Genomic DNA, 22,067 nt, shown 5'->3' on the forward strand with positions numbered 1-22,067 from the left:
ACGCGGCATCGGCGGGTCTCCTCCGGCCGCCCGCCCGGTCAAGGCGACACGCCGCCGCGTGCTAGACTGACTGTTTGTCTGCGCGCACTCCAGCACGCAGTACGTACCCACTCCCCATCACAGGCCCGAAACGGCCGGATGAGGCGCGGGTGCAGACAAGGGATCTTGGGTGGCACCGTCCGGTGTCACGGTACTAAGGAGAATCACTATGGCAGCAGTGTGCCAGGTGACCGGAGCAGTTCCCGGCTTCGGTCACAACATCTCGCACTCGCACCGCCGGACGAAGCGTCGCTTCGACCCGAACGTGCAGAAGAAGACCTACTACGTTCCTTCGCTCGGTCGCAAGATCACGCTGAACGTGTCGGCTAAGGGCATCAAGGTCATCGACGCCCGCGGCATCGAGTCGGTCGTCAAGGACCTCATCGCGAAGGGTGTGAAGCTCTAATGGCGAAGAAGGCTCAGGACGTACGTCCGATCATCAAGCTCCGTTCGACCGCCGGTACGGGGTACACCTACGTGACGCGTAAGAACCGTCGCAACAACCCCGACCGCATCGTGCTCAAGAAGTACGACCCGGTGATCCGCAAGCACGTCGAATTCCGAGAGGAGCGCTGATCTCATGGCTAAGAAGAGCAAGATCGCGCGCAACAACCAGCGTGAAGAGGTCGTCGCCCGCTACGCCGAGAAGCGTGCCGAGCTGAAGAAGACCCTCGTCGACCCGAACGCGACCGACGAGGCCCGCGAGGCTGCCCGCGTCGGCCTGCAGAAGCTCCCGCGCAACGCGTCGCCGGTCCGCATCCGCAAGCGTGACGCCATCGACGGTCGCCCCCGTGGCCACCTCTCGAAGTTCGGCATCTCGCGCGTTCGCTTCCGCGACATGGCGCACAAGGGCGAGCTGCCCGGTGTGACCAAGTCGAGCTGGTAAGCCAGCCCGCGTAAAGCACCTCGAGCTGGTAAGCCAACCCGCGTAGAGCACCGAAGCCCCCGTACCGATTCGTCGGGACGGGGGCTTCGTCGTTCCCGCGCGACGCCTCCTCGGGGAAGAGCCGTGCCGTCCACGGGAACGGGCGTCCGTGACAGCGGCTACGGTCGGAGGATGGACGTCAGCTCGATGATCATGGGTGGCGCGATCGCGTCGGTGATGTGGATCGTCTTCGTGCCGTGGTCGAAGCTCCGGCGGCTGCGCGAGCTCGACGAGCGCACCGGGCGAACGGACGGAGACTGACCATGCCGCTCGATCCGTTCTTCGCCGAGCGGCTGCGCACGCACCGGCGGTACCTCCTGCGTCAGGCCTGGCGGTCGGTCACGTCGGCGGTGGCCGAGCGGATGCCGCGGATGCCGCGGTCTCCCGCCGCCGAGGGCGTGCCGGGCACCGCGCCCGCGGCGACGTCCGCGGCGGCAGCATCCGCATCAGCGGCGCGCCCCGAGCCCGCGCCGACCCCCGCGCCGACCCCGGCTCCCGCCAAGCCCGCCGGCAAGCGCCCGCTCACCCTGCGCGAGCGTCACCGCAAGGCGGCGCTCGCCTGGGACCGCCAGGAGCTCCGCACGGTCGGTACACCGGGACCCGGGATCGCCACGTCCGAGCACGTCGTCCCCGTGGCCGGATACCCCGACGTGCGCGTCCGGGTCTACCGTCCGAGCACCGTGGCCGAGGGACAGCCTGCGCCGGCGTGCCTCGTCTTCGGCGGCGGGGCGTTCCGTATCGGCGGCATCGACTACCCGACGGCGGATGCCGCGTGCCGACGCCGTGCCGAGGCATCCGGGGTCGTGCTGATCGCGGTCGACTACTCGCTCGCGCCCGAGCATCGCTATCCGACCCAGATCGAGCAGGCGTACGCCGCGTGGGAGTGGCTGCACGACGAGGCGGCGACGCTCGGCATCGACCCGGACCGCGTCGGCATCTCGGGGTCGTCCGCGGGCGGGAACATCGCCGCCGTGCTGACGCTCATGAACCGCGACCGTGCGCGGCTGCCGGTCGCCGTGCAGATCCTCGAGGTGCCGGTGACCGACCTCACCGGGCGGTTCATCGATCTGCGCGCGACCTACGCGCTCGGCATCCCGGCCTTCATCGCGCTGCGCGAGCTCGTCTCGGTCGCCCGCACGTACCTCGGCGACCGCTCGCGCGCGCACGAGTCGTACGCGTCGCCGATGCGCGCCGATTCGCTCGCCGACCTGCCGCCGGCGGTCATCCTCACGGCCGAGTACGACCCGTTGCGCGGCGACGGTGCGGCCTATGCCGCGAAGCTTCGCCGCGCCGGCGTGGCGGCGAGTGCGACCCGGTACCTGGGCGTCACGCACGACACCCCGATCTTCGTCGGAGCACTTCCCGCCGCGCGTCGCTGGGAGGCGGAGGTCGTCGCCGCCCTCCGGCGGATCTGACCCCCGCGAACGTCACATCCGTCCCACGCGCCCCGAAAACGGGCGACACGCCGGGTGAAAGCGGCGCCCGAAGCCGGTAAATCCGCGAAATTCCGCGGAATCCGCGTATATTCGGGACCGGTCGAACGACCAACCGTGGGACGCGAGTCCCCCGGGAACCACCCACGCTGTCGGCGGCGCGTCCGTCGTCCGCCGTCTGGAGGACAACCCTATGGCTGACAAGTCCATCACCAAGACCGAGCTCGTCGCGAGCATCGCCAGCGCCACCGGTCAGAGCCAGGCCGCCGTCTCGGGCGTGCTCGACTCGCTCTTCACGACCGTCTCCGAGGCCGTCGCCAAGGGCAGCAAGGTCTCGATCCCGGGCTGGATCGCCTTCGAGCAGGTCGACACCGCGGCTCGCACCGGCCGCAACCCGCAGACCGGCGAGGAGATCAAGATCGCCGCGGGCAAGCGCGTCAAGGTGACCGCCGGCTCGAAGCTGAAGGCCGCCGTCAAGTAATCGACGACGATTCACCGGAGGGGGATGCCGACACGGCGTCCCCCTCCGTCGTTCCCGCCCCGCCCGCCGGGGACCTCGCGCCTGCGAGGCTCAGACCTCCCGGCCGCCGTAGGCTGGTGGGGTGGAATCCCGAGCGCAGCGTCTCGCCGGACCGGCGATCCTCGCTGTGTCGGCTCTCATCGTCGTCCTCATCGGCCTCGCGGCCGGAGGCGGCGCCGCACCGCTGCAGCTGCTCGACCCGGGACCGGTCGTGCGCTGGGGCCTGCCGATCATCAAGCTCGTCGTCAATCTGGCGGCAGCCGGCATGGTCGGTTCCCTCGTCGTGGCGCTGTTCGCCCTGCGCGCGGGCGAGCGCCCGTTCGACACGGCCCTCGACACCGCGTCGATCTCGGCGGCGGTCTTCACCGTCGCGAGCGCCGGCACCGCGTTCTTCACCTTCCTGAACCTCCTGGGCGCAGCTCCGAGCGCGAGCGCGGAGTTCGGCCAGCAGCTCGGCCGGTTCCTCGTCGACACCGAGGCCGGCCGCGCCTGGCTGCTGACGACGATCGCGGGCGCGGTGCTGACGGTGCTGACGTTCGCCGTCCGCGGCTGGACCTCGACGCTGATCGTCGGCATCCTCGCCGCCGCATCCCTCATCCCGATGGCGACGCAGGGGCACTCGGGCGAAGAGGCGAACCACAACATCGCGGTCACCGCGCTCGCCCTGCACATCGTCGCCGCCGCCGTCTGGCTCGGCGGTCTGCTGCTGCTCGTGATCATCCGGCCCGTCGTCGACCGTGCCGACATGGTCGCCGTCGTGTCCCGGTACTCCAGCATCGCCCTCGCGGCCTTCATCGTGGTCGCGGTCTCGGGAACGGTCCGCGCCGCCGTCGCGATCCTCTCGCCCGCCAACCTGTTCTCCCCCTACGGGGCGCTGCTGCTGCTCAAGGTCGTCGCCCTCATCGCCATGGGCGTGCTGGGCGCCTCGTACCGCGGGCGGCTCATCACCAAGCTCGCCTCGTCGGGCGCCGCCCGGGTGTTCTGGCTGCTCGTGACCGTCGAGATCGTCTTCATGGGCATCGCGAGCGGCGCGGCCGCGGCCCTCGCCCGCACCCCTCCGCCCGTCGACACGACCCTGCCCGAGCAGCAGACGCCCGCCCAGATCCTGACCGGCACCGTCCTGCCTCCCGAGCTGACGATCGACCGCTGGTTCACGATGTGGGATGTCGACCTGCTCTGGGTCTTCGCCGTCGGGTTCGGTCTCTTCTTCTACCTGGCCGGAGTGTGGCGCCTGCGCAAGCGCGGCGACCGCTGGCCGCTGTACCGCACCGTGCTGTGGGTGTTCGGATTGCTCCTGCTGGCATGGGTCACGAGCGGACCCATCAACGCCTACCAGGACTACCTGTTCAGCCTGCACATGATCGGGCACATGCTGCTCTCGATGGCCATCCCGCTGTGCCTCGTCGCGGGCGCTCCCGTGACCTTGGCCGCACGCGCGATCCGCAAGCGGGACGACGGGTCGCGCGGCGGTCGCGAGTGGATCCTCTGGGCCGTTCACACCCCGTTCTCGCGCGTCGTCACCCACCCGGCGTTCGCCGCGGTCATGTTCGTCGGCTCGCTCTGGGTCTTCTACTACACCGACCTGTTCCGCTGGACGCTGTACGACCACATCGGGCACGAGTGGATGGTCGCCCACTTCCTGATCTCGGGCTACCTGTTCGTGCTGTCGCTCATCGGCATCGACCCCGTGCCCTACCGTCTGCCGTACCCCTTCCGCCTCCTCACGCTCATCGCGGTCATGGCGACCCACGCCTTCTTCGGCATGGCGATCATGATGTCGTCCGGCCTGTTCGCCGCGGAGTGGTTCGGCTCGATGGGCCGCATGTGGGGGCCGACACCGCTCGAGGACCAGTACATCGGCGGTGGTGTCGCCTGGTCGGTCGGTGAGATCCCGACGCTGATCCTCGCGATCACGGTCGCGATCCAGTGGAGCCGCTCGGACGACCGGATGCAGCGCCGCCGTGACCGGCAGGTCGAGCGAGCCGGCGACACCGAGCTCGACGAGTACAACGAGCGCCTCGCCGAGCTGGCCCGCCGAGACGCCGCGCGCAGCCGCTGACGCCGATCAGCCCTGGTCGGCCGACACCTGGATGGATGCCGTGCCGTCGGGGAGGATCGTGATCTTGCCGGTCAGGAAGAACTCGACGTCCTCCGAGACCTCGTTGAGTCGTCCGTCGTAGATCGAGCGGATGTCGACGTCGATGTGGGCGACGGCGCGGGTGCTCGGGATCGCCCACTGCGCGCCGTCGGGCACGACCTCGATCTCGGGGTTCTGCGCGATCGACCACTGCGGGGCGCCCTCGACGCGGTTGCGGACGAAGTAGCCGAACGGGCATCCCGTCGGCTGCAGCACCTGCTGGGTCGCGCAGGAGGCGAGGAACTCGTCGACGCGGTCTTGCACGACCTCGATGAACTCCGGCGTGGGCTCGGTCTGCAGATCGACCGGCACGGATTTCTGCGGGGCATCCGAGAGCACGGCCACTCCGGGCGTCTGTGCCGTCGGGGTGTCGACCGAGATGGAGTAGGCGCCGGGAGAGAACACGAGCATCGACACGGGCACGAGCGGGTCGGCATCTACGCCCTCGGGCGCGACCTGCCGGGTATCGAGCTCGAAGCCGTTGACGGAGAACCGCGTGGCTCCTCGCACCGTGAGGTCGATCGCCGAGAGCGGGCTGTGCGCGAAGCGCCAGGCCGGGGCGACGCCGATCCAGCCGTCCTGCTCGACGTCGAACTGGGTGCGGCCGCGATGACCGTTCGCGAGGTAGGTGACGGTGATCTCGGTCACGTCACCGCGGACGCGCTCACCGATGACCGAGACCTCGGACAGCGGCGCGAGGGCAGCGCGGCGCAGCAGCACCTCGGATGTCGTCGACGGCAGCTCCGCCGCGGCGAGCTCGGCGGAGTCCATGGCGACGCCGGGCAGTCGCAGCGCATCGGCGGCGCTGCCGCTGCTCAGCAGCGACAGGTAGCGCTCGACGAAGGCCGCAGGGCTGTAGAGCGTGCGGTACACCGCGACACCGCCGACGCCGAGCGCGCCGAGGGCGAGCACCGAGAGGAGCCCGATCGCGGTGAGGTCGAAAGCAAGGCGTCGCCGGCCCCGTCGCCGGCCCTGTCCGGTTCGTCGCACGCTTTCGGGCGCGCTCGACTCATCGTCGCCGATCGCGGCGTCCGGAGTCGTCTGCGCCTCGTGCACAGCACAAGTCTAGGAAGGCTCACCTGTGGCTACCATGAATCGGTGACCTTGCCGCCTCTCTCCGCTGAGCAGGAGGCGCTGTTCCGACGCATCGAGACGACCCGAGACCACGTCTTCGTCACCGGACGCGCGGGCACCGGCAAGTCGACGCTGCTGCAGCACCTGGCGTGGAACACCGACAAGCAGATCGCGATCTGCGCGCCGACGGGGGTCGCCGCACTCAACGTCGAGGGTCAGACGATCCACTCCCTCTTCCGGCTGCCGATCGGTCTCGTCGCCGACAGCGAGCTGGAGCAGTCCGAGCCGACCCGCCGCATCCTGAACGCGATCGACACGCTCGTCATCGACGAGATCTCGATGGTCAACGCCGACGTGATGGATGCGATCGACCGGTCGCTCCGGCAGGCGCGCCGACGGCGCTCCGAGGCGTTCGGCGGTGTGCAGATCGTCATGTTCGGTGATCCGTATCAGCTGTCGCCGGTGCCGCCCCGCGGCGACGAGCTGAAATACATCCGCGACCACTACCGGTCGTTCTGGTTCTTCGACGCGCAGGTGTGGGCGGGGCCCAAGGCGGAGGCCGGCGCCATCCGCTCGGACGGACTGCTCGATCTCGGACGGGTCGGCGCCCCGCTGCACATTGCGGAGCTGGGGGAGATCCACCGTCAGGCCGACCCGGGCTTCAAGGAGATGCTGAACGCCGTGCGGTACGGCGTCGTCACGGCCGACATCGCCGCGGCGCTCAATGCGGCGGGAGCCCGCACGCCGCCGCCGCCCACCGGCGACGAGCCTCCCGTGATCACGCTCGCCACGCGCAACGACGCCGTCAACCGCATCAACCAGCGTCACCTCGACGCGCTCACCGGCCCGGTGCAGACGGCGAAGGCCGACGTGAGCGGCGACTTCGGCCGCGGCGAGACGTCGTACCCGGCCGACCCCGAGCTGCAGCTGAAGGTCGGTGCGCAGGTGATGTTCCTCCGCAACGACGTCGCGGGGTACGCCGGCGACGGCCCCCGCTGGGTGAACGGCTCGATCGGCACCGTCACCCGCATCGCGGGGTCGTCGGTGCGCGTCGAGCTCGACGGCGAGGAGCACGACGTCGAGCCCGCGGTGTGGGAGAGGTTCCGCTACGCCTACGATCCCGGCTCGCGCAAGCTGACGCGCGAGATCGTCGCGGAGTTCACGCAGTTCCCGCTGCGGCTGGCGTGGGCTGTGACGATCCACAAGTCTCAGGGCAAGACCTACGACCGCGCGATCGTCGACCTCGGATCGGGTGCCTTCGCGCCGGGGCAGACTTACGTGGCGCTCTCACGCCTGACCTCGCTCGACGGGCTCTACCTGTCGCGGCCGCTCCGGCCCAGCGACATCCTCGTCGATCACGACGTACGGCGGTTCATGGCCGCCGTCCGCGCGGCCGGCATGTGACCGGCAGGGTCACGCCACGACGGAGGCCCCGGATGCCGCTGCGGCCGCGTCCTTCGCCCGCGCGAGGTCGGTGAACAGGTCGGTGTTGAACTGGTAGGCGACGAGCACCTCGTCGATCACCCGCTGCTGCTCGGCCTCGTCCCACGGCGCGGCATCGAGCTGCTCGCGATAGCGCTCTTTGAACGCGGCCGGATCGGCGATGTCGCCGAAGATGTAGAACCCGATGCCGTTGGTCTCGAACCCGAACTGGCGGGCCATGAGCTTGCCGATGAACAGCCCGCCCGACAGGTCGCCCAGGTACCGGGTGTAGTGATGCGCGACGAAGCCGCCAGCCCAGGTGGCCCCGACCTCGTCGATGCGGGCGACATACTGCTCGGTGGTCGGCAGCGGAGTGATCCGCTCGCGCCAGTCCGGGCCGATGAGGAACTCGAGGTCGGCCTCGAGGGCGGGAAGCCGGGTGAGCTTCTCGCTGATGAACGGAGCGGCGACCGGGTCGGCCGCCATGCGGGATGCCGCGCCCTCGAGCGCTGCGTAGATGAACCAATGCTGCGCGACCAGGGCGACGTAGTCGTCGCGCGTGCCCTTGCCGCGCATGAGGTCGGACATGAAGCCGGCGCCCTCGCTGCCGGAGTGCGCAGAGCTGGACCGCTCGCGCAGAGCGGTCGAGAACGGGATCGGTTCGAGCATGGCCCGACGATAGCACTTAGGTACAGCTAACCTGAAGGTTTTTCGTCGAGCTCTTAACGACTTCGTAACGCTCAGTCGTGCGGGCGCGGCTCCACACCGAGGCGCTCGCAGGCGGCGTCGTAGAGCGCGACGATCTCCCGGCGCACCTCGCGACGCTCCGTGATCGGGCCACCGGGCCAGGCCACTCGGAGCTCCCGGGTGCCGCCGTCGGCCCGAATCGCCTGCCAATCCCCGCCATCGCCGTCGAAGAACGTCATCGTCGCCGCCGCGGCATCCGGTTCGCCGAACGCGCGCACGATGAGGAGATTGTCGGCGCGGTGATCGTCGTTCATGTGACCGAGCACACCCGAGATGGCGTCGGCGTCGAAAGCGTGTGTCATGCGTCCACCCTAGGTTCGCAGGTTCCACAGGAGCGGTGTGCTTCACTGGAGGCATACATCTCGGGGGGTGGCTCAGGAATGCGTGCGACTCGACGCCGTCGAAGCGCAGGGATCGCCGTTGCGGTCGCGCTCGCGCTCGGTCTTTCGGCGTGCGCTCCGGCGAGCGTCAGCAGTGTCGAGATGCCCCCGCAGGTCGACGGCGAGATCGGTGGCGACACGCAGGCGCAGCTCACCGCCGCGGTCGAGCGCGCAATGGCGATGACCGGCTCGGCCGGCGCGATCGCCGGCGTCTGGGTGCCGTGGTCGGGCGAGTGGGTGGCCGGCTTCGGCACCAACCCCGACGGAACCGAGGTCACCGCAGACGACTCCTTCAAAGCCGGCCCGGTCACGCGCGCGATGACGTGCGACGTGCTCTACGGCATGGCCGCAGACGGCACCGTCGAGCTCGATGACCCCGTGACGGAGTGGATCGTCGGATTCCCCGCCACCCCGGTCGTGACCCTCGAGCAGCTCTGCGACAGCACATCGGGACTCGGGTCGTACCAGCCGCGTCTGCAGGCCAGGTGGGAAGCGAATCCCGCGCGTCCGTGGGCTCCGCATGAACTCCTCGCCTACGGGCTGGCCGCCTCGGGCCCGACGGGCGGCACGTCGTTCGCCAACTCGGACGCCGGATATGTCCTCCTCGGCATGGCTCTCGAGCGGGCCGCGAACAGCACCGCCGCGGAGCTGTTCCAGCGCTACGTCTTCGAGCCCCTCGGCATGGGCGGATCGTCGCTGCCGGATCGGCAGGCCGACGTCGGCCTGCACGGCACGCAGTCGGTGCTGACCCCCGAGGGTGCGCCCGATTGCGCGACGGCTGCCGACCTCACCGCGTGGTCTCCCTCGGCTGGATTCACGTCGTCGGGCGTCGTCACGACGGCCGCGGACCTGGGGCGGTACGCGCGCGCACTCGCAACCGGCCTGCGCTCGTTCGACGACGACCAGCGGTTCGGCTCGCCCATCCCGGTCGGAGAGGGCGTTCCGACCTGGTACACCGTCGACGGCGGCGCGTACCAGGCGGGCACCCTCATCGGCCAGTACGGCTCGATCCCCGGGTATCAGACCGCGGCTTTCGCCGACCGTGAGACGGGCCTGACCGTCGTCGCCGTGCTGAACAACTCCCGCGCCTCGGCCGAGGCGATCCGCGTGCTCGGATGGGAGCTCGCCGCGATCGCGTCGAAGGCGCCCGCCGCCTCGGGAGAGACCGCCCCACCGGCGGGTCTGCCTTGGACGCCCGAGCAGATGGACGGCGACCTCGCCTCGGTCGCGATCTGCCCGCTTCCCTGACCGCGGCCGCGCTGCCTCGCGAACGTCGGAGGATGTCGCCGGCGTCGGAGTGATGCCGCGAAGGCATCCGATATCGCCGTGATTCTCCGAGTCTCGCGCGCCGCGACCGACGCCCGTCGTGTTTCGGGCGTGTGAAAAGACGGCCGGATCTCGTGACGATCGTGTCACACCGCCCTCCCCGACCCGCTCGACTCGGTAGAACGGATGCAGCGTGATCGTGCAATTGCACATTGCACCGTGATGTTGTTTTATGGACAGCACTCGACGCAATGGAGCAGAGAAAGGGAAGGTCCACCGATGACCACCACCAGGAGATTCGCCGGCATCCTCGCCGCGGGAACGGCCATGGCACTCGCCCTCACGGCGTGCGGCGCCGGCGGCGGCGGTTCGCCGCAGCAGACCGGCACCGACGGCACGCCGCAGGCCGGCGGAACCGTCCACATGCTCCAGAACGCCGACTTCTCGTACCTCGACCCGGCCCGCGGCTGGGACGGCGGCGTCAACGCGTTCTACCGTCTGCTCTACCGCGGCCTCACGATGCAGGCCGCCGGCGACTCGGATGACCCGAACGCCATCGTGCCCGACCTCGCGACAGGTCTCGGCGAGGTCTCCGACGACGGACTCACCTGGACCTACACGCTGAAGGACGACCTCTTCTTCGACAACGGCGACCCGATCACGTCCGCCGAGATGGAGTTCGGCATCTCTCGCGCGTGGGACCCGCAGATCGGCATCGGCTCGCCCTACCTGAAGTCCGTCATCGACGCGCCCGCGGACTACCAGGGCCCGTACGTCTCGGGCGACCTCCCGACGATCGAGACCGCGGATGAGAAGACGATCGTCTTCCACCTCAAGGCCCCGTTCCCCGAGTTCGACAACGTGCTCGCCCAGCCCAATGCCGTGCCCTTCCCGATCGGTTCCGGCGGCGGCGACGAGTTCATCAACGACGTCATCGCCTCGGGCCCCTACACGCTCGACGCTTACACCCCCGGCAGCACCATCAAGCTGGTGCGCAACGAGCACTGGGAGCCCGAGACCGACGACGTCCGCAAGGCGTACCCCGACCAGTGGCAGTTCGACATCGGCATCGACGGCGCGACGATCGACGAGCGCATGATCGCCGGTCAGGGCGCCGACCAGAACGCGATCGCGGGCAAGATCGCGGGCGCCACGCTGCCCCGCATCCAGACGCCGCAGCTGCAGGAGCGTGCCATCACCGCCCCCGCGTACTGCACGACCTACATGTCGCTCAACACGTCGAAGCCGCCGTTCGACGACGTCCGCGTGCGCCAGGCCGTGAACTGGGCGCTCGACCGTGCCAGCATCCAGAACGCCTCGGGCGGGAATCAGCTGGCGGATGTCGCGACGACGATCATTCCGCCCGCCGTCAGCGGTCACCTGGACTACGACCTGTACCCCTCCGACGACAACACCGGCGACGTCGACGAGGCCATGGCGCTGTTGGAGGAGGCCGGGCTCGGCGACGGGTTCGAGTTCACGCTCGAGATCCGCTCGAACCCCGTCGCGCAGGCGCAGGCCGAGGCGGTGCAGCAGGGCCTCGAGCGCATCGGGGCGAACGTGAAGCTCAACGTCATCGACACCTCGATCTACTACGAGACGATCGCGACGCCGTCGCAGCAGAACAACGCTGCGATCACCGGGTGGTGCCCGGACTGGGCCTCGAGCGCCAGCACCTTCATCCCGCCGCTGTTCGACGGCGCGGGCATCACCGAGAAGGGCAACCAGAACCTCGCCCAGCTCAACGATGCGGCCGTCAACGACCGGATCGCCGAGATCCGCGCGATGACCGACGTGGACGCCGCCAACGAGGCGTGGGGCGAGCTCGACAAGCAGATCATGGAGCTCGCGCCGATCGCCCCGATGGTGTTCGAGAACGGCATCTTCCTGCCGGGGTCGAACATCGCCGGCTACATCCCCAACACCAACATGACCGACCTCACGATCGTCGGTCTGAAGGACCCCTCGAAGGGCTGACATGACCTTCAGTTCGGCCCCCCTCGAGGTCGAGGCCACGCCGGGCGGTGATCCCACTCTCGATGAGTCGGTGGAATCCCGTCCGGCGTCCGGCCGGAAACTCCTCCGAGGCTTCCTCACCGATGTGCCCGCGATGCTGTCGCTGGCCTACATCGTGCTCGTGCTGCTCATGGCGGTGTTCGCTCCCCTCATCGTCCAGATCAGCGGCTGGTCGCCCTACCAGTTCGACCAGAGCGCGATCGATCCCAACATGGGCGCGATCCCGATCGGGCCGCTCGGCGGCATCAGCGCCGAGCACTGGTTCGGCGTCGAGCCCGGCAACGGCCGCGACATCTTCGCCCGCATCGTCTACGGCGCCCAGGTCTCGATGACGGTCGCCCTCTCGGCGACGCTGCTGACGACGGTGCTCGGAGTCGTGTTCGGGATGCTGGCGGGTTACCTCGGCGGCTGGGTCGACACGGTCATCTCGCGGGTCATGGAGTTCCTCATGGCCTTCCCGGCGCTCATCTTCATGATCGCGATCCTCTCGGCGCTCCCCGCCGACAATCGCGTGCTGCTGCTCGTCGTCGTGATCTCGCTGTTCGGCTGGCCCTACCTCGCCCGCATCGTGCGCTCGCAGACGCTCTCGCTCAAGGAGCGCGAGTTCGTCGAGTCGGCTCGTGCGTCGGGTGCGTCGAGCGTGCAGATCATCTTCCGCGAGATCCTGCCGAACCTCTCGTCGACGATCATCGTCATGGCGACCCTCGCGGTGCCGGGCTACGTCGGCACCGAGGCGGGGCTCTCGTTCCTCGGCGTGGGCGTCGTGCCGCCGACCCCCAGCTGGGGTCAGATGATCGCTTCGGCGGCGCCCTGGTACGCCGTCGATCCCATGTACTTCCTCATCCCGGGCGCCTTCCTCTTCCTCCTGGTGCTCTCGTTCACGACCCTGGGCGACCGCATCCGCGCGCTCGTCGGCAGCGCGGAGGTGCGCGCGTGACCCGCTTCGTCCTCTCGCGCGCGACCGGCATGGTCGTGGTGCTGTTCCTCGTGACGCTGTTCACGTTCGTGATCTTCTTCGTGCTCTCGCCCGACCCGGCGGTGCAGATCTGCGGCAAGAACTGCACGCCCGAGCGCATCGACCAGATCCGGGCGAACCTCGGGCTCGACCAGCCCTTCCTCACGCAGTTCTTCACGTACCTCTCGGGCCTGTTCGTCGGCCGTGAGTACGAGATCGCGGGCGCGACGGTCGCGTGCGGCGCCCCGTGCCTCGGGTACTCGTTCCAGACCGGGCAGCTCGTGGGCGACATGATCGTGCAGCGCCTGCCGATCTCGGCGACGATCGCGATCGGGGCGGCGGTGCTCTGGCTCGTCGGCGGCGTCGTCGGGGGCGTCCTCAGCGCGGTGCGCGAGGGGAAGTTCACCGATCGGTTCATCGCCGGGCTGACGCTCGGGTCGATGTCGATCCCGAACTACGTGCTCGCTCTCGCGCTGCAGTTCGTCCTCGTCGTCTCGCTCGCCTGGCTGCCGTTTCCGCAGGCCGTTCCCTTCGCCGACGATCCGGTGCAGTGGTTCCTGAACTTCCTCATGCCGTGGATCGTGCTCGCGGTCGGATATGCCGCCGTCTACACGCGGCTCACGCGAGCGAACGTGATCGACACCCTGCAGGAGAACTTCGTGCGCACGGCGCACGCGAAGGGGCTGCGGCCGAGCCTGGTGTGGCGTCGCCACGCGCTGCGCCCGGCACTGACCCCCATCGTGACGATCTTCGGGATGGACGTCGCGGGCCTTCTCGGCGGTGCGGTGATCACCGAGACCGTGTTCGGCATCAACGGCGTGGGAAAGCTCACCGCCGACTCGATCTCGTCGAACGACCAGCCGGTCATCATGGCGGTGACGCTGCTCTCGGCGTTCTTCGTCATCGTCGGCAACCTCGTCGTCGACCTGCTCTACGCGGCGATCGATCCTCGCGTGCGAACGGCGGCGAAAGCATGAGCCGCGAAAGGATGCCGATGACGGATGACCTCCTGCGCGTCGATGACCTGACGGTGCAGTTCCGCACCGCCGGGGGCACCGCCCGCGTCGTCGACGGCCTGAGCTTCGCGATCCCGCGCGGCGGGGCCCTCGGCATCGTCGGCGAGTCGGGCTCGGGCAAGTCGATGACGAGCCTCGCGATCATGGGGCTGCTGCCCCGGGGCGGCAGCGCCACGGGCTCGGTCACCTTCGACGGACGCGATCTGCTCACCCTTCCCGGCCGGGAGATGCGTCAGGTCCGCGGTGACCGGATCGCGATGATCTTCCAGGACCCCCTGTCGTCGCTGAACCCCTATTACACCGTCGGCACGCAGATCGCCGAGGCGTACCGCTCGCACCGGTCGGGCGTCTCGCGTCGCGAGGCCCGGCGGGTCGCGATCGAGGCGATGGAGCGGGTGCACATCCGGGATGCCGCGAAGCGTGTCGACCACTACCCGCACCAGTTCTCGGGCGGGATGCGGCAGCGCATCATGATCGCGATGGCTCTCAGCATGGAGCCCGAGCTGATCATCGCCGACGAGCCGACCACGGCCCTCGACGTGACGGTGCAGGCGCAGATCCTCGACCTACTCGCGGAGATCCGTCGCGACACGGGCGCCGGTCTCATCCTCATCACCCACGACCTCGCGGTCGTCAGCGAGGTGACGGAGCAGATCGTCGTCATGCGAGCCGGTCGCATGGTCGAGAGGGGCAGCGTCGAAGAGGTCTTCAGCGACCCGCAGGAGGAGTACACGCGGCGACTGCTGGACGCCGTGCCGCGCATCGACGACGCGATCGGCGAGCTGCGCACGACCGACATCGCGATCGTGCCGGACAACGAGATCGAGGAGGAGACGGCATGACCGATCAGACCGCGCCGCTGTGCCGCGCGACGGGCCTCGTCAAGGAGTTCGCGAGCCCCGGCGCGACGATGTTCTCGCGCAGCAGTCGCTTCCGCGCTGTGGACGGCGTCGACCTCGACATCCGGCGGGGCGAGACCCTCGCGCTCGTCGGCGAGTCGGGCTCGGGCAAGTCGACCGCCGCGCGACTGATCGCCCGTCTCATGGACACCACGGCGGGGACGATCGAGTTCGAGGGACGGGATGTCACGCACCTGCAGGGGCGCGATCTCCTGGCGTTCCGCAGCGACGTGCAGGTGATCTTCCAGGACCCGTATTCGTCGCTCAACCCCAAGCACACCGTCGAGCGACTCGTGACGGCGCCGCTGCGGTATCAGAACCGGAAGATCCCGGGTGGGGCGCGCGCCTTCACACGGTCGCTCATGGACCGGGTGGGGCTCAATCCCGACCATTCCGACCGCTATCCGGCGCAGTTCTCGGGAGGTCAGGCGCAGCGCATCGGAATCGCCCGGGCGCTCGCGGTCGGCCCGAAGATGGTGATCTGCGATGAGGCCGTATCGGCGCTCGACGTCTCGGTGCAGGCGCAGGTCATCAACCTGCTGACCGCGTTGCAGCGCGACGAGGGCTTCGCGTACCTCTTCATCGCGCACGACCTCGCCGTCGTGCGCCAGATCGCTACGCGCATCGCCGTGATGAGCCGCGGTTCCATCGTGGAGACGGGGGAGCGCGACCGCGTCTTCGAGAGCCCTCAGCACGAGTACACCCGTACGCTGCTCGCGGCGGTGCCCCGCATCAACCCCGAGTGGGACCGCCGCCGGCGCGCCGCCGAGAAGGCCCGCCGGGCCCGCGCGGCAGCCGCGGCATCCGATACCCAGACGGAGGCGTCATGACGAACGAGTACCACCTGCCCGGCATCCGCGTCGCGGAGCGTCGCATCGACGTCCCGCTCGACTGGAGCGGCGGCACAGCAGCGGCCGGCACGATCGAGCTGCTCGTCCGCGAGCTCGTCGATCCCGACCGCGCGCGCGACGACCTTCCGCTGCTCGCGTTCCTGCAGGGCGGGCCCGGCGGGGCGAACCCACGGCCGCTGCGCCGAGACGGATGGATCGACGAGGCGCTGCGGGACTATCGCGTGGTGCTCGTCGACCAGCGCGGCACCGGGGGCAGCACGCCCCTCGAAGCCGTCGACGTGGCGGGGCTCGACGCCGCGGCCGGCGCTGACCTCCTCGCCCTCCACCGGGCCGACTCGATCGTCCGCGACCTCGAGCACGTGCGCGAGACGCTCTTCAGCGGTCGGCGATGGGCCACTCTCGGACAGAGCTACGGCGGCTTCCTGACCCTCACCTATCTGTCGCTCGCGCCCCAGGCGCTGACGGCCTGTTACGTCTGCGGCGGCATCCCCGGCACCCCGCCGCGCGCGGCCGAGGTCTACGCCCGCACTTTCGACCGCGTCGCGGCGAAGACGGCTGAGCTGTACCGGCGATTCCCCGAGGACGCCACGGCGATCGCGCGCATCGCCGACCGGCTCGCCGAGGGCGACGTGAGGCTCCCGGACGGTGACGTGCTGACCGTGCGCCGCTTCCAGTCGCTCGGGATCGACCTCGGGATGAAGCCCGGCCACGAGCGCCTGCACTGGCTCGTCGAGAAGGCGTTCGCCCGGCCGGGGCGGCTGTCGGAGGCGTTCCTCGCCGACGTGCAGTCGCTCAGCTCCAGCGCCGGCAACCCGCTGTTCTGGACCCTGCAGGAATCGATTTACGGCGACCCGGCCAGCGGGCCGACCGCGTGGGCGGCGCAGGCCGAGCGCGACCGTCGTCCCGAGTTCGACGAGGACCGGCGGCCGCTGCTGTTCACGGGCGAGATGGCCTTCCCCTGGATGTTCGACGAGGTGCGTCTGCTGCGGGGATTCCGGGATGCTGTCCACGCGCTGGCCGGCCGTGCCTCCTGGACGCCGCTGTACGACCTCGACCGGCTCGCCGCGAACGACGTGCCGCTCGCGGCGGCGGTGTACTTCGACGACATGTACGTCGATGCCGGGCTGCAGCTCGACACGCTGTCGCGCATCGGCAACGCCCAGTCGTGGGTGACGAACGAGTTCGAGCACGACGGCATCGGCTCCGGTCGCACGTTCACGCGACTGCGCGAGCTGGTCCGAGACCGCGGAGGAGAGAAGCGATGACCGCTGCCGACACCACCCGTCCCCCCTACGCCGGCACACGATACCCGCGCCTCGCGCAGGTACCGGCGTTCACCGAGTTCGTCTCGCGCGACTGGGCCGACGTGCCGACCAGACCGCACCTGCCCGCGGGCGCCGCGGCCGCGGCATCCGCTCATCGCGATCGCCTCAGCGCCGCCCTTCCCGGGCACGTGATCGTCGCTGCGGCGGGGCACGCGCCTGTCCGCAACGACGACGCGCACTACGGCTTCCGCGCCGACAGCGGCTTCGTCTGGCTGACGGCGTGCCAGGTCGAGGGCGCCGTGATCGTGCTGTGGCCCGCCGCCGGCGGACACGACGCCGTGCTGTACCTGCCGCCGCCGTTCCGCCCCGGCGATGCCGGGTTCTTCTCGGATGCGAACCACGGCGAACTCTGGGTCGGCCCGTCTGCCGGTCTGCCGGAGTGGGCCGACGCGCTGGGGATGACCGTCGAGCCTCTCGCTGCGCTGGAGCGCCGCCACTCCGAGCTGCGGGGCGCCTCGGCCGCGCGTTCGGCCGCCGCGCTCGCCGCCGAGGTCGGCGCGGAGGTGTCGGCCGAGCTCGAACGTGCGCTCGCCCGCCTGCGCATGGTGAAGGACGAGTGGGAGATCGGGCAGCTCCGCGCGGCCGTCGACGCCACGGTCGCCGGGTTCGGTGCTGTCGTGGCCGAGGTGCCGCGAGCCATCGCCGACGGCCTCGGCGAGCGGTGGCTGCAGGGGACGTTCGACCGGCACGCCCGCACGTTCGGGAACGGGCCCGGCTACTCCACGATCGTCGGGTCGGGAGCGCACGCGCCGATCCTGCACTGGGTGCGATGCGACGGCGACGTCGTGCCGGATGCCGCGCTGCTGCTCGACATGGGCGTCGAGGCCCGGTCGCTCTACACCGCCGACGTGACCCGCACGGTTCCCGCGAGCGGTACGTTCTCGGAGACCCAGCGTGCGGTGCACGACCTGGTCGAGAAGGCGCACCGCGCGGGACTCGACCGCATCCGCCCGGGCGTGGCGTATCTCGATTTCCACTTCGCCGCGATGGAGGTCGTCGCGCAGGGCCTGCACGACTGGGGGCTGCTGCCGGTCTCGGTCGACGAGGCCCTGTCGCCCGAGGGCCAGCAGCACCGGCGATACCTCGCCTGCGGGATCGGCCATCACCTCGGTCTCGACGTGCACGACTGCAGTCAGGCGCACTACGAGGACTACATGGGCGCGGCGCTCGAGCCGGGCGTCGTCATGACCGTCGAGCCGGGCCTGTACTTCCACGCGCATGACCTCACGCTGCCGCCCGAGCTGCGCGGCATCGGCGTGCGCCTCGAAGACGACGTGCTCGTGACCGACTCGGGCTCGGAGGTGCTGTCGGTGGCGCTCCCGATCTCCGCCGCCGAGGTCGAGGCGTGGACGCGCGCGCAGTGGACGGGCGAGCGATGACGGATGCCGCACCCCGCGCGCTGCCGTTCCCCTACGGGGCGGTGCGACTGAAGCCGACGAGCGCGTTCGCGCCGGCCCGTGACCGCATGCTGCACCTCGCCCGGGTCTATCCGATCGACCGGCTCCTCGCGGTGTTCCGGGCAGGTGCCGGGCTCGACACCCGCGGCGCGGAGCCTCCGGGCGCGTGGGAAGGATTCGGTCACCCGGCGGAGGAGCCGTGGGGCGAGTACGACTATCCCGGTCGTGAGGCCGCGCAGACGGCGAACCTGCTGCGCGGCCATTACGCGGGCCATTTCCTCTCGATGCTCGCGCTGGCCGCCGCGGGCGAGGACGACGACGAGCTGCGCTCGCGGGTCGACGAGCTCGTGGGCGGTCTCGCCGAGGTGCAGCAGGCGCTCGCCGCCACCGGGCGATATTCGCACCCGGGGCTGCTCTTCGCCTCGGGGGAGTGGCAGTTCGCGCGGCTGGAGCACTTCGCCCCCTACGGCGAGATCTGGGCGCCGTACTACACGTGTCACAAGCTCATGGCGGGGCTGCTCGACGCGTACGAGCTCGCGGGCGACAAGCAGGCGCTCGAGGTCGTCACGGGCATGGCGCACTGGATCTCGGGGCGACTCGAGAAGCTCGATCACGACCACCGCCAGCGCATGTGGTCGCTCTACATCGCGGGCGAGTTCGGCGGCATGAACGAGACCCTCGCGCGGCTCAGCGCCATCGTCGACGAGCCGCGCTTCCTCGCGGCGGCGCGAGCGTTCGATCAGGGAGACCTGCTCGAGGCGGGGTCGTCGGGGCACGACATCCTCGACGGCATGCACGCCAACCAGCACCTGCCTCAGCTCGTCGGCTACGTGCGCGAGTACGAACTGACCGGCGAACGCCGGTATCTCGCTGCGGCGATCGGCGTCTTCGACCAGGTCGTGCCGGGGCGGATGTACGCGCACGGCGGCACCGGGGAGAACGAGCTCTGGGGTCCGCCGCGCACGGTCGCCGGCGACATCGGCCGGCGCAACGCCGAGACGTGCGCGACCTACAACCTCGTCAAGCTCGCCGAGACGCTGTTCACTCATACGCTCGCGCCGCGCTTCCTCGACTACGCCGAGCGGGCGCGGCAGAACCACATCCTCGGCTCGCGGCGCGCGGTCGACTCCGACGACAGCCCCGAGGTGACGTACATGTTCCCGGTGCACGCCGGGGCGCTGCCCGAGTACGACAACGTCGGCACGTGCTGCGGCGGAACCGGGCTCGAGAACCACGTGGGTCACCAGGCCGGTATCTTCTTCCGCGACACCGGCGCGGAGCCCGCGCTGTGGGTCGCCCGTTACACGCCCGCTGAGCTTCGCTGGGACGAGCGCGGCGTGAGCGTCGAGGTCGAGCAGGAGCATCCCTTCGCCGATCGCGTGACCCTCCGGGTGCAGACGACGGCCGGCCGTCCGGTGCGGCTCACGGTGCATCTTCGCGTCCCGGACTGGGTGGCCGGCGGGGCCGAGGTCGCCGTCGACGGACATCGGGTCGACGTCGATGCCGCGCCGGGCGGCTTCGTCACCATCGACCGGACCTGGCGGGGCGATGAGCTCATCGAGCTGACCCTGCCCGCCGCGCTTCGGTCCGAGCCGGCGATCGACGACCCGGCGCTGCGCAGCCTGAGGTACGGGCCGCATGCGCTAGTCGCCCGCGACGAGTCGACGACCCCGATCGAGCGAGCGTGGGATGCGCGTCGGATGCCGGGAGGCGCGATCCGAGCCGACCTCGACGATGTCTCCGCGGCGCTCGCCGCGACCGGCGCGGTATCGATCGCCGGGCTCCGCCACGAACCGGTCTGGAACGGCTCCGACGAGCGGTACCACCTGTACTCGCGAGCCGACGACCGCACGATCGGATTCGCCGGCGTCGAGACGGGGGTCCCTGCTCGGCGGCGCGCCGACGGGACCACACTGATCGACGCCCTGTGGGCCGAGCCCGCGCCGCAGGACGACGCCGAGCTGCTCGACCGCCTCGTCGCGGTGTGCCGCATCGGGATGGCGGACTCGCTCGTGAGTGCTTCCGAGGCGCGGGCCGTCATCGGCGCGGGGCTCGACGCCGGCCTCGGGATCGGCGGCGCGTCGGCCGGGACCGCGGATGCCGCGCGCCGCGCCCGGGACTTCGTCGGGGCGCTCACCACGACGCCGGATGCCGTCATGCCGCCGACCGTCGACATCGTGGTCTCACCCGCACCGGCGACCTCGGGCTGGTTCACCGCCCCGCCGACCGTCGAGGTGCGGGCCGCCGGCGTGACCAGCGACCGGTTGCGCCTCGAGCTGCGCATCGACGACGGCCCCTGGCGCGCGGTCGACGGTCCCGTCGTCGTCGATCGCGAGGGTGTGGTGCGCCTCGCGGCGCGCGCGGTCGATGCCGACGGGCGGTCGAGTGCCGTACGACGCGAACTCGCGATCGACACCGAGCCGCCGCGGAGCGAGGCTCGGGTGAAGCAGCTCGGCGCCGCCGTCGAGATCACCCTCATCGCGGCCGACGACGTCTCCGGCGTCGATGCCATCCGCTGGGAAGGCGAGGGCACCTTCTGGGCGACGTTCCAGGAGACCTTCGTGCGAGCGCTCACCGATCACGAGCAGGTGATCGAGTTCGCCGCGACCGACCGCGCCGGGAATGAGGAGGCCCGTCGCCGGATCACGCTTCCGCCCGCCTCGAAAATGGATACCATTGCAATTGCACTGACATCGGCGCCTAACATCGCCAGATCGGAGAACGACTCATGACCGACCGCAAGCCCTGGCACGGCGTCAACCTCGCGACCACGCTGCCGTTCCACGACGACCTGTCCGTCGACTACGACGCCTACGCCGAGCTCGTGCGCTTCACGACGCAGAACGGCGTGACCGGCATCATCCCCAACGGCTCGCTCGGCGAGTATCAGACGCTCACCGAGGAGGAGCGCAAGCGCGTCTTCCTCACCGCCGTCGAGGCCGCGCCCGACGCCGCCGTCATCCCGGGCGTCGGAGCCTACGGCGCGCTCGAGAGCGTGCGCTTCGCCGAGCACGCCGCCGAGAACGGCGCGCCGGCCGTCATGCTGCTGCCGCCCAACGCCTACCGGGCGAGCGACGACGAGGTCGTCGACCACTATCGCCGGGTCGCCGCGGTCGGCCTGCCGATCCTCGCGTACAACAACCCGATCGACACGAAGGTCGACCTGCGTCCCGACCTGCTCGCGCGGCTGTTCGCCGAGGGGCTCATCGTCTCGGTCAAGGAGTTCTCGGGCGACGTCCGTCACGCCTACGAGATCCGCGAGCTCGCGCCCGGCCTCGACATCTCGATCGGGTCGGATGACGTCGTGTTCGAGCTGGGCCTCAACGGCGCCGTGGGCTGGGTCGCCGGTTACCCCAACGCGATCCCCGCGTCGACGGTCGAGCTCTACACGCTCTCCACCTCCGACGATCCGCAGGACTGGGTGCGGGCGCGCGAGATCTACCGCGACCTGCACCCGCTACTGCGCTGGGACTCGAAGACCTGGTTCGTCCAGGCGATCAAGCTCTCGCAGCAGGTCGCCGGCGTGCTGACGAGCACGACGACGCGTCCGCCGCGGCTGGCTCTGCCCGACGAGGTGGCCGCGCGTATCATCGCCGACACCGAGGCCGTGCTGAGCAAGGGCTACCGCTGACCCGCGGCATCCGCGCCCGCTGAACCCGCCGCCG

The 22,067-nt window shown here is 70.2% G+C and carries 21 protein-coding genes; 18 read left to right on the forward strand and 3 right to left on the reverse strand.

Annotated features, from left to right (window positions below):
• Positions 1-208: 208 nt before the first annotated feature.
• From rpmB to ABIC53_RS13615, 7 genes are all read left to right on the forward strand, one after another.
• A complete protein-coding gene (rpmB, locus tag ABIC53_RS13585; RefSeq protein ID WP_005051771.1) occupies positions 209-445 on the forward strand; it encodes a 50S ribosomal protein L28 in 237 nt (78 codons plus the stop codon).
• Positions 445-615 carry a 50S ribosomal protein L33 gene (gene rpmG / locus ABIC53_RS13590; protein WP_005051772.1) on the forward strand — a complete coding sequence of 57 codons (171 nt, stop codon included), beginning with the start codon at positions 445-447 and terminating at the stop codon, positions 613-615. The genes rpmB and rpmG overlap by 1 nt, the downstream gene beginning before the upstream one ends.
• Positions 616-619: 4 nt before the next feature.
• Complete coding sequence (gene rpsN / locus ABIC53_RS13595; RefSeq protein ID WP_112617610.1) at positions 620-925, forward strand: 30S ribosomal protein S14; 306 nt, start codon at positions 620-622, stop codon at positions 923-925.
• A 171-nt stretch (positions 926-1,096) separates the two neighbouring features.
• A complete protein-coding gene (locus tag ABIC53_RS13600; protein WP_258524735.1) occupies positions 1,097-1,225 on the forward strand; it encodes a hypothetical protein in 129 nt (42 codons plus the stop codon).
• A gap of 2 nt (positions 1,226-1,227) precedes the next feature.
• The gene (locus tag ABIC53_RS13605; protein WP_354451873.1) at positions 1,228-2,379 is read left to right on the forward strand and encodes an alpha/beta hydrolase; all 1,152 of its coding nucleotides are present in this window, start codon (positions 1,228-1,230) and stop codon (positions 2,377-2,379) included.
• A gap of 211 nt (positions 2,380-2,590) precedes the next feature.
• On the forward strand, positions 2,591-2,878 hold the full coding sequence (locus tag ABIC53_RS13610; RefSeq protein WP_036304753.1) for an HU family DNA-binding protein: 288 nt from the start codon (positions 2,591-2,593) through the stop codon (positions 2,876-2,878).
• 121 nt (positions 2,879-2,999) lie between these two features.
• Positions 3,000-4,976, forward strand: a complete 1,977-nt coding sequence (locus tag ABIC53_RS13615; RefSeq protein ID WP_112617617.1) for a bifunctional copper resistance protein CopD/cytochrome c oxidase assembly protein — start codon at positions 3,000-3,002, stop codon at positions 4,974-4,976.
• Positions 4,977-4,982: 6 nt separating this feature from the next.
• Here ABIC53_RS13615 and ABIC53_RS13620 read toward each other — a convergent pair whose 3' ends face one another.
• Complete coding sequence (locus ABIC53_RS13620) at positions 4,983-6,110, reverse strand: hypothetical protein (RefSeq protein WP_269268302.1); 1,128 nt, start codon at positions 6,108-6,110, stop codon at positions 4,983-4,985.
• 42 nt (positions 6,111-6,152) lie between these two features.
• Between ABIC53_RS13620 and ABIC53_RS13625 the strand changes: the two genes are divergently transcribed.
• Complete coding sequence (locus tag ABIC53_RS13625; RefSeq protein ID WP_112617618.1) at positions 6,153-7,532, forward strand: ATP-dependent DNA helicase; 1,380 nt, start codon at positions 6,153-6,155, stop codon at positions 7,530-7,532.
• Positions 7,533-7,541: 9 nt separating this feature from the next.
• Here the strand turns inward: ABIC53_RS13625 and ABIC53_RS13630 are convergent, their stop codons facing one another.
• Both ABIC53_RS13630 and ABIC53_RS13635 read right to left on the reverse strand, forming a co-directional pair.
• A complete protein-coding gene (locus ABIC53_RS13630; protein ID WP_354451876.1) occupies positions 7,542-8,219 on the reverse strand; it encodes a biliverdin-producing heme oxygenase in 678 nt (225 codons plus the stop codon).
• 71 nt (positions 8,220-8,290) lie between these two features.
• Positions 8,291-8,599 carry a DUF2470 domain-containing protein gene (locus ABIC53_RS13635; RefSeq protein ID WP_274179474.1) on the reverse strand — a complete coding sequence of 103 codons (309 nt, stop codon included), beginning with the start codon at positions 8,597-8,599 and terminating at the stop codon, positions 8,291-8,293.
• 180 nt (positions 8,600-8,779) lie between these two features.
• Between ABIC53_RS13635 and ABIC53_RS13640 the strand changes: the two genes are divergently transcribed.
• From ABIC53_RS13640 to ABIC53_RS13685, 10 genes are all read left to right on the forward strand, one after another.
• A complete protein-coding gene (locus ABIC53_RS13640) occupies positions 8,780-9,925 on the forward strand; it encodes a serine hydrolase domain-containing protein (protein WP_240309756.1) in 1,146 nt (381 codons plus the stop codon).
• 297 nt (positions 9,926-10,222) lie between these two features.
• A complete protein-coding gene (locus ABIC53_RS13645; RefSeq protein WP_354451879.1) occupies positions 10,223-11,920 on the forward strand; it encodes an ABC transporter substrate-binding protein in 1,698 nt (565 codons plus the stop codon).
• 1 nt (position 11,921) lies between these two features.
• Positions 11,922-12,896 carry an ABC transporter permease gene (locus tag ABIC53_RS13650; RefSeq protein WP_274179472.1) on the forward strand — a complete coding sequence of 325 codons (975 nt, stop codon included), beginning with the start codon at positions 11,922-11,924 and terminating at the stop codon, positions 12,894-12,896.
• Positions 12,893-13,891, forward strand: a complete 999-nt coding sequence (locus ABIC53_RS13655; RefSeq protein ID WP_274179471.1) for an ABC transporter permease — start codon at positions 12,893-12,895, stop codon at positions 13,889-13,891. Before ABIC53_RS13650 ends, ABIC53_RS13655 begins: the two co-directional genes overlap by 4 nt.
• A 17-nt stretch (positions 13,892-13,908) precedes the next feature.
• A complete protein-coding gene (locus tag ABIC53_RS13660; protein WP_354451882.1) occupies positions 13,909-14,772 on the forward strand; it encodes an ABC transporter ATP-binding protein in 864 nt (287 codons plus the stop codon).
• On the forward strand, positions 14,769-15,659 hold the full coding sequence (locus tag ABIC53_RS13665; RefSeq protein ID WP_112617626.1) for an ATP-binding cassette domain-containing protein: 891 nt from the start codon (positions 14,769-14,771) through the stop codon (positions 15,657-15,659). Before ABIC53_RS13660 ends, ABIC53_RS13665 begins: the two co-directional genes overlap by 4 nt.
• The gene (locus tag ABIC53_RS13670) at positions 15,656-16,945 is read left to right on the forward strand and encodes an alpha/beta fold hydrolase (RefSeq protein ID WP_354451884.1); all 1,290 of its coding nucleotides are present in this window, start codon (positions 15,656-15,658) and stop codon (positions 16,943-16,945) included. The genes ABIC53_RS13665 and ABIC53_RS13670 overlap by 4 nt, the downstream gene beginning before the upstream one ends.
• Positions 16,942-18,384 (forward strand): aminopeptidase P family protein, encoded by a 1,443-nt coding sequence (locus ABIC53_RS13675; RefSeq protein WP_323986806.1) that lies wholly within the window; start codon positions 16,942-16,944, stop codon positions 18,382-18,384. The genes ABIC53_RS13670 and ABIC53_RS13675 overlap by 4 nt, the downstream gene beginning before the upstream one ends.
• On the forward strand, positions 18,381-21,134 hold the full coding sequence (locus ABIC53_RS13680) for a beta-L-arabinofuranosidase domain-containing protein (RefSeq protein ID WP_354451886.1): 2,754 nt from the start codon (positions 18,381-18,383) through the stop codon (positions 21,132-21,134). Before ABIC53_RS13675 ends, ABIC53_RS13680 begins: the two co-directional genes overlap by 4 nt.
• Positions 21,131-22,033 (forward strand): dihydrodipicolinate synthase family protein, encoded by a 903-nt coding sequence (locus ABIC53_RS13685; RefSeq protein ID WP_112617629.1) that lies wholly within the window; start codon positions 21,131-21,133, stop codon positions 22,031-22,033. Before ABIC53_RS13680 ends, ABIC53_RS13685 begins: the two co-directional genes overlap by 4 nt.
• The last annotated feature ends 34 nt before the right edge of the window (positions 22,034-22,067 follow it).

Origin of the sequence: Microbacterium sp. 1262 (assembly GCF_040544895.1) — a bacterium.
Classification (GTDB): Bacteria; Actinomycetota; Actinomycetes; order Actinomycetales; family Microbacteriaceae; genus Microbacterium; species Microbacterium plantarum.

What these genes read in the sequence shown, in the direction of transcription:
- ABIC53_RS13660 (WP_354451882.1), top strand. Translation starts at nt 13,909, where the DNA reads ATGACGGATGACCTCCTGCGCGTCGATGACCTGACGGTGCAGTTCCGC.
- ABIC53_RS13675 (WP_323986806.1), top strand. Translation starts at nt 16,942, where the DNA reads ATGACCGCTGCCGACACCACCCGTCCCCCCTACGCCGGCACACGATAC.
- ABIC53_RS13630 (WP_354451876.1), bottom strand. Translation starts at nt 8,219, where the DNA reads ATGCTCGAACCGATCCCGTTCTCGACCGCTCTGCGCGAGCGGTCCAGC.
- rpmG (WP_005051772.1), top strand. Translation starts at nt 445, where the DNA reads ATGGCGAAGAAGGCTCAGGACGTACGTCCGATCATCAAGCTCCGTTCG.
- ABIC53_RS13610 (WP_036304753.1), top strand. Translation starts at nt 2,591, where the DNA reads ATGGCTGACAAGTCCATCACCAAGACCGAGCTCGTCGCGAGCATCGCC.
- rpmB (WP_005051771.1), top strand. Translation starts at nt 209, where the DNA reads ATGGCAGCAGTGTGCCAGGTGACCGGAGCAGTTCCCGGCTTCGGTCAC.
- ABIC53_RS13680 (WP_354451886.1), top strand. Translation starts at nt 18,381, where the DNA reads ATGACGGATGCCGCACCCCGCGCGCTGCCGTTCCCCTACGGGGCGGTG.
- ABIC53_RS13635 (WP_274179474.1), bottom strand. Translation starts at nt 8,599, where the DNA reads ATGACACACGCTTTCGACGCCGACGCCATCTCGGGTGTGCTCGGTCAC.
- rpsN (WP_112617610.1), top strand. Translation starts at nt 620, where the DNA reads ATGGCTAAGAAGAGCAAGATCGCGCGCAACAACCAGCGTGAAGAGGTC.
- ABIC53_RS13645 (WP_354451879.1), top strand. Translation starts at nt 10,223, where the DNA reads ATGACCACCACCAGGAGATTCGCCGGCATCCTCGCCGCGGGAACGGCC.
- ABIC53_RS13685 (WP_112617629.1), top strand. Translation starts at nt 21,131, where the DNA reads ATGACCGACCGCAAGCCCTGGCACGGCGTCAACCTCGCGACCACGCTG.
- ABIC53_RS13640 (WP_240309756.1), top strand. Translation starts at nt 8,780, where the DNA reads ATGCCCCCGCAGGTCGACGGCGAGATCGGTGGCGACACGCAGGCGCAG.
- ABIC53_RS13600 (WP_258524735.1), top strand. Translation starts at nt 1,097, where the DNA reads ATGGACGTCAGCTCGATGATCATGGGTGGCGCGATCGCGTCGGTGATG.
- ABIC53_RS13605 (WP_354451873.1), top strand. Translation starts at nt 1,228, where the DNA reads ATGCCGCTCGATCCGTTCTTCGCCGAGCGGCTGCGCACGCACCGGCGG.
- ABIC53_RS13670 (WP_354451884.1), top strand. Translation starts at nt 15,656, where the DNA reads ATGACGAACGAGTACCACCTGCCCGGCATCCGCGTCGCGGAGCGTCGC.
- ABIC53_RS13650 (WP_274179472.1), top strand. Translation starts at nt 11,922, where the DNA reads ATGACCTTCAGTTCGGCCCCCCTCGAGGTCGAGGCCACGCCGGGCGGT.
- ABIC53_RS13665 (WP_112617626.1), top strand. Translation starts at nt 14,769, where the DNA reads ATGACCGATCAGACCGCGCCGCTGTGCCGCGCGACGGGCCTCGTCAAG.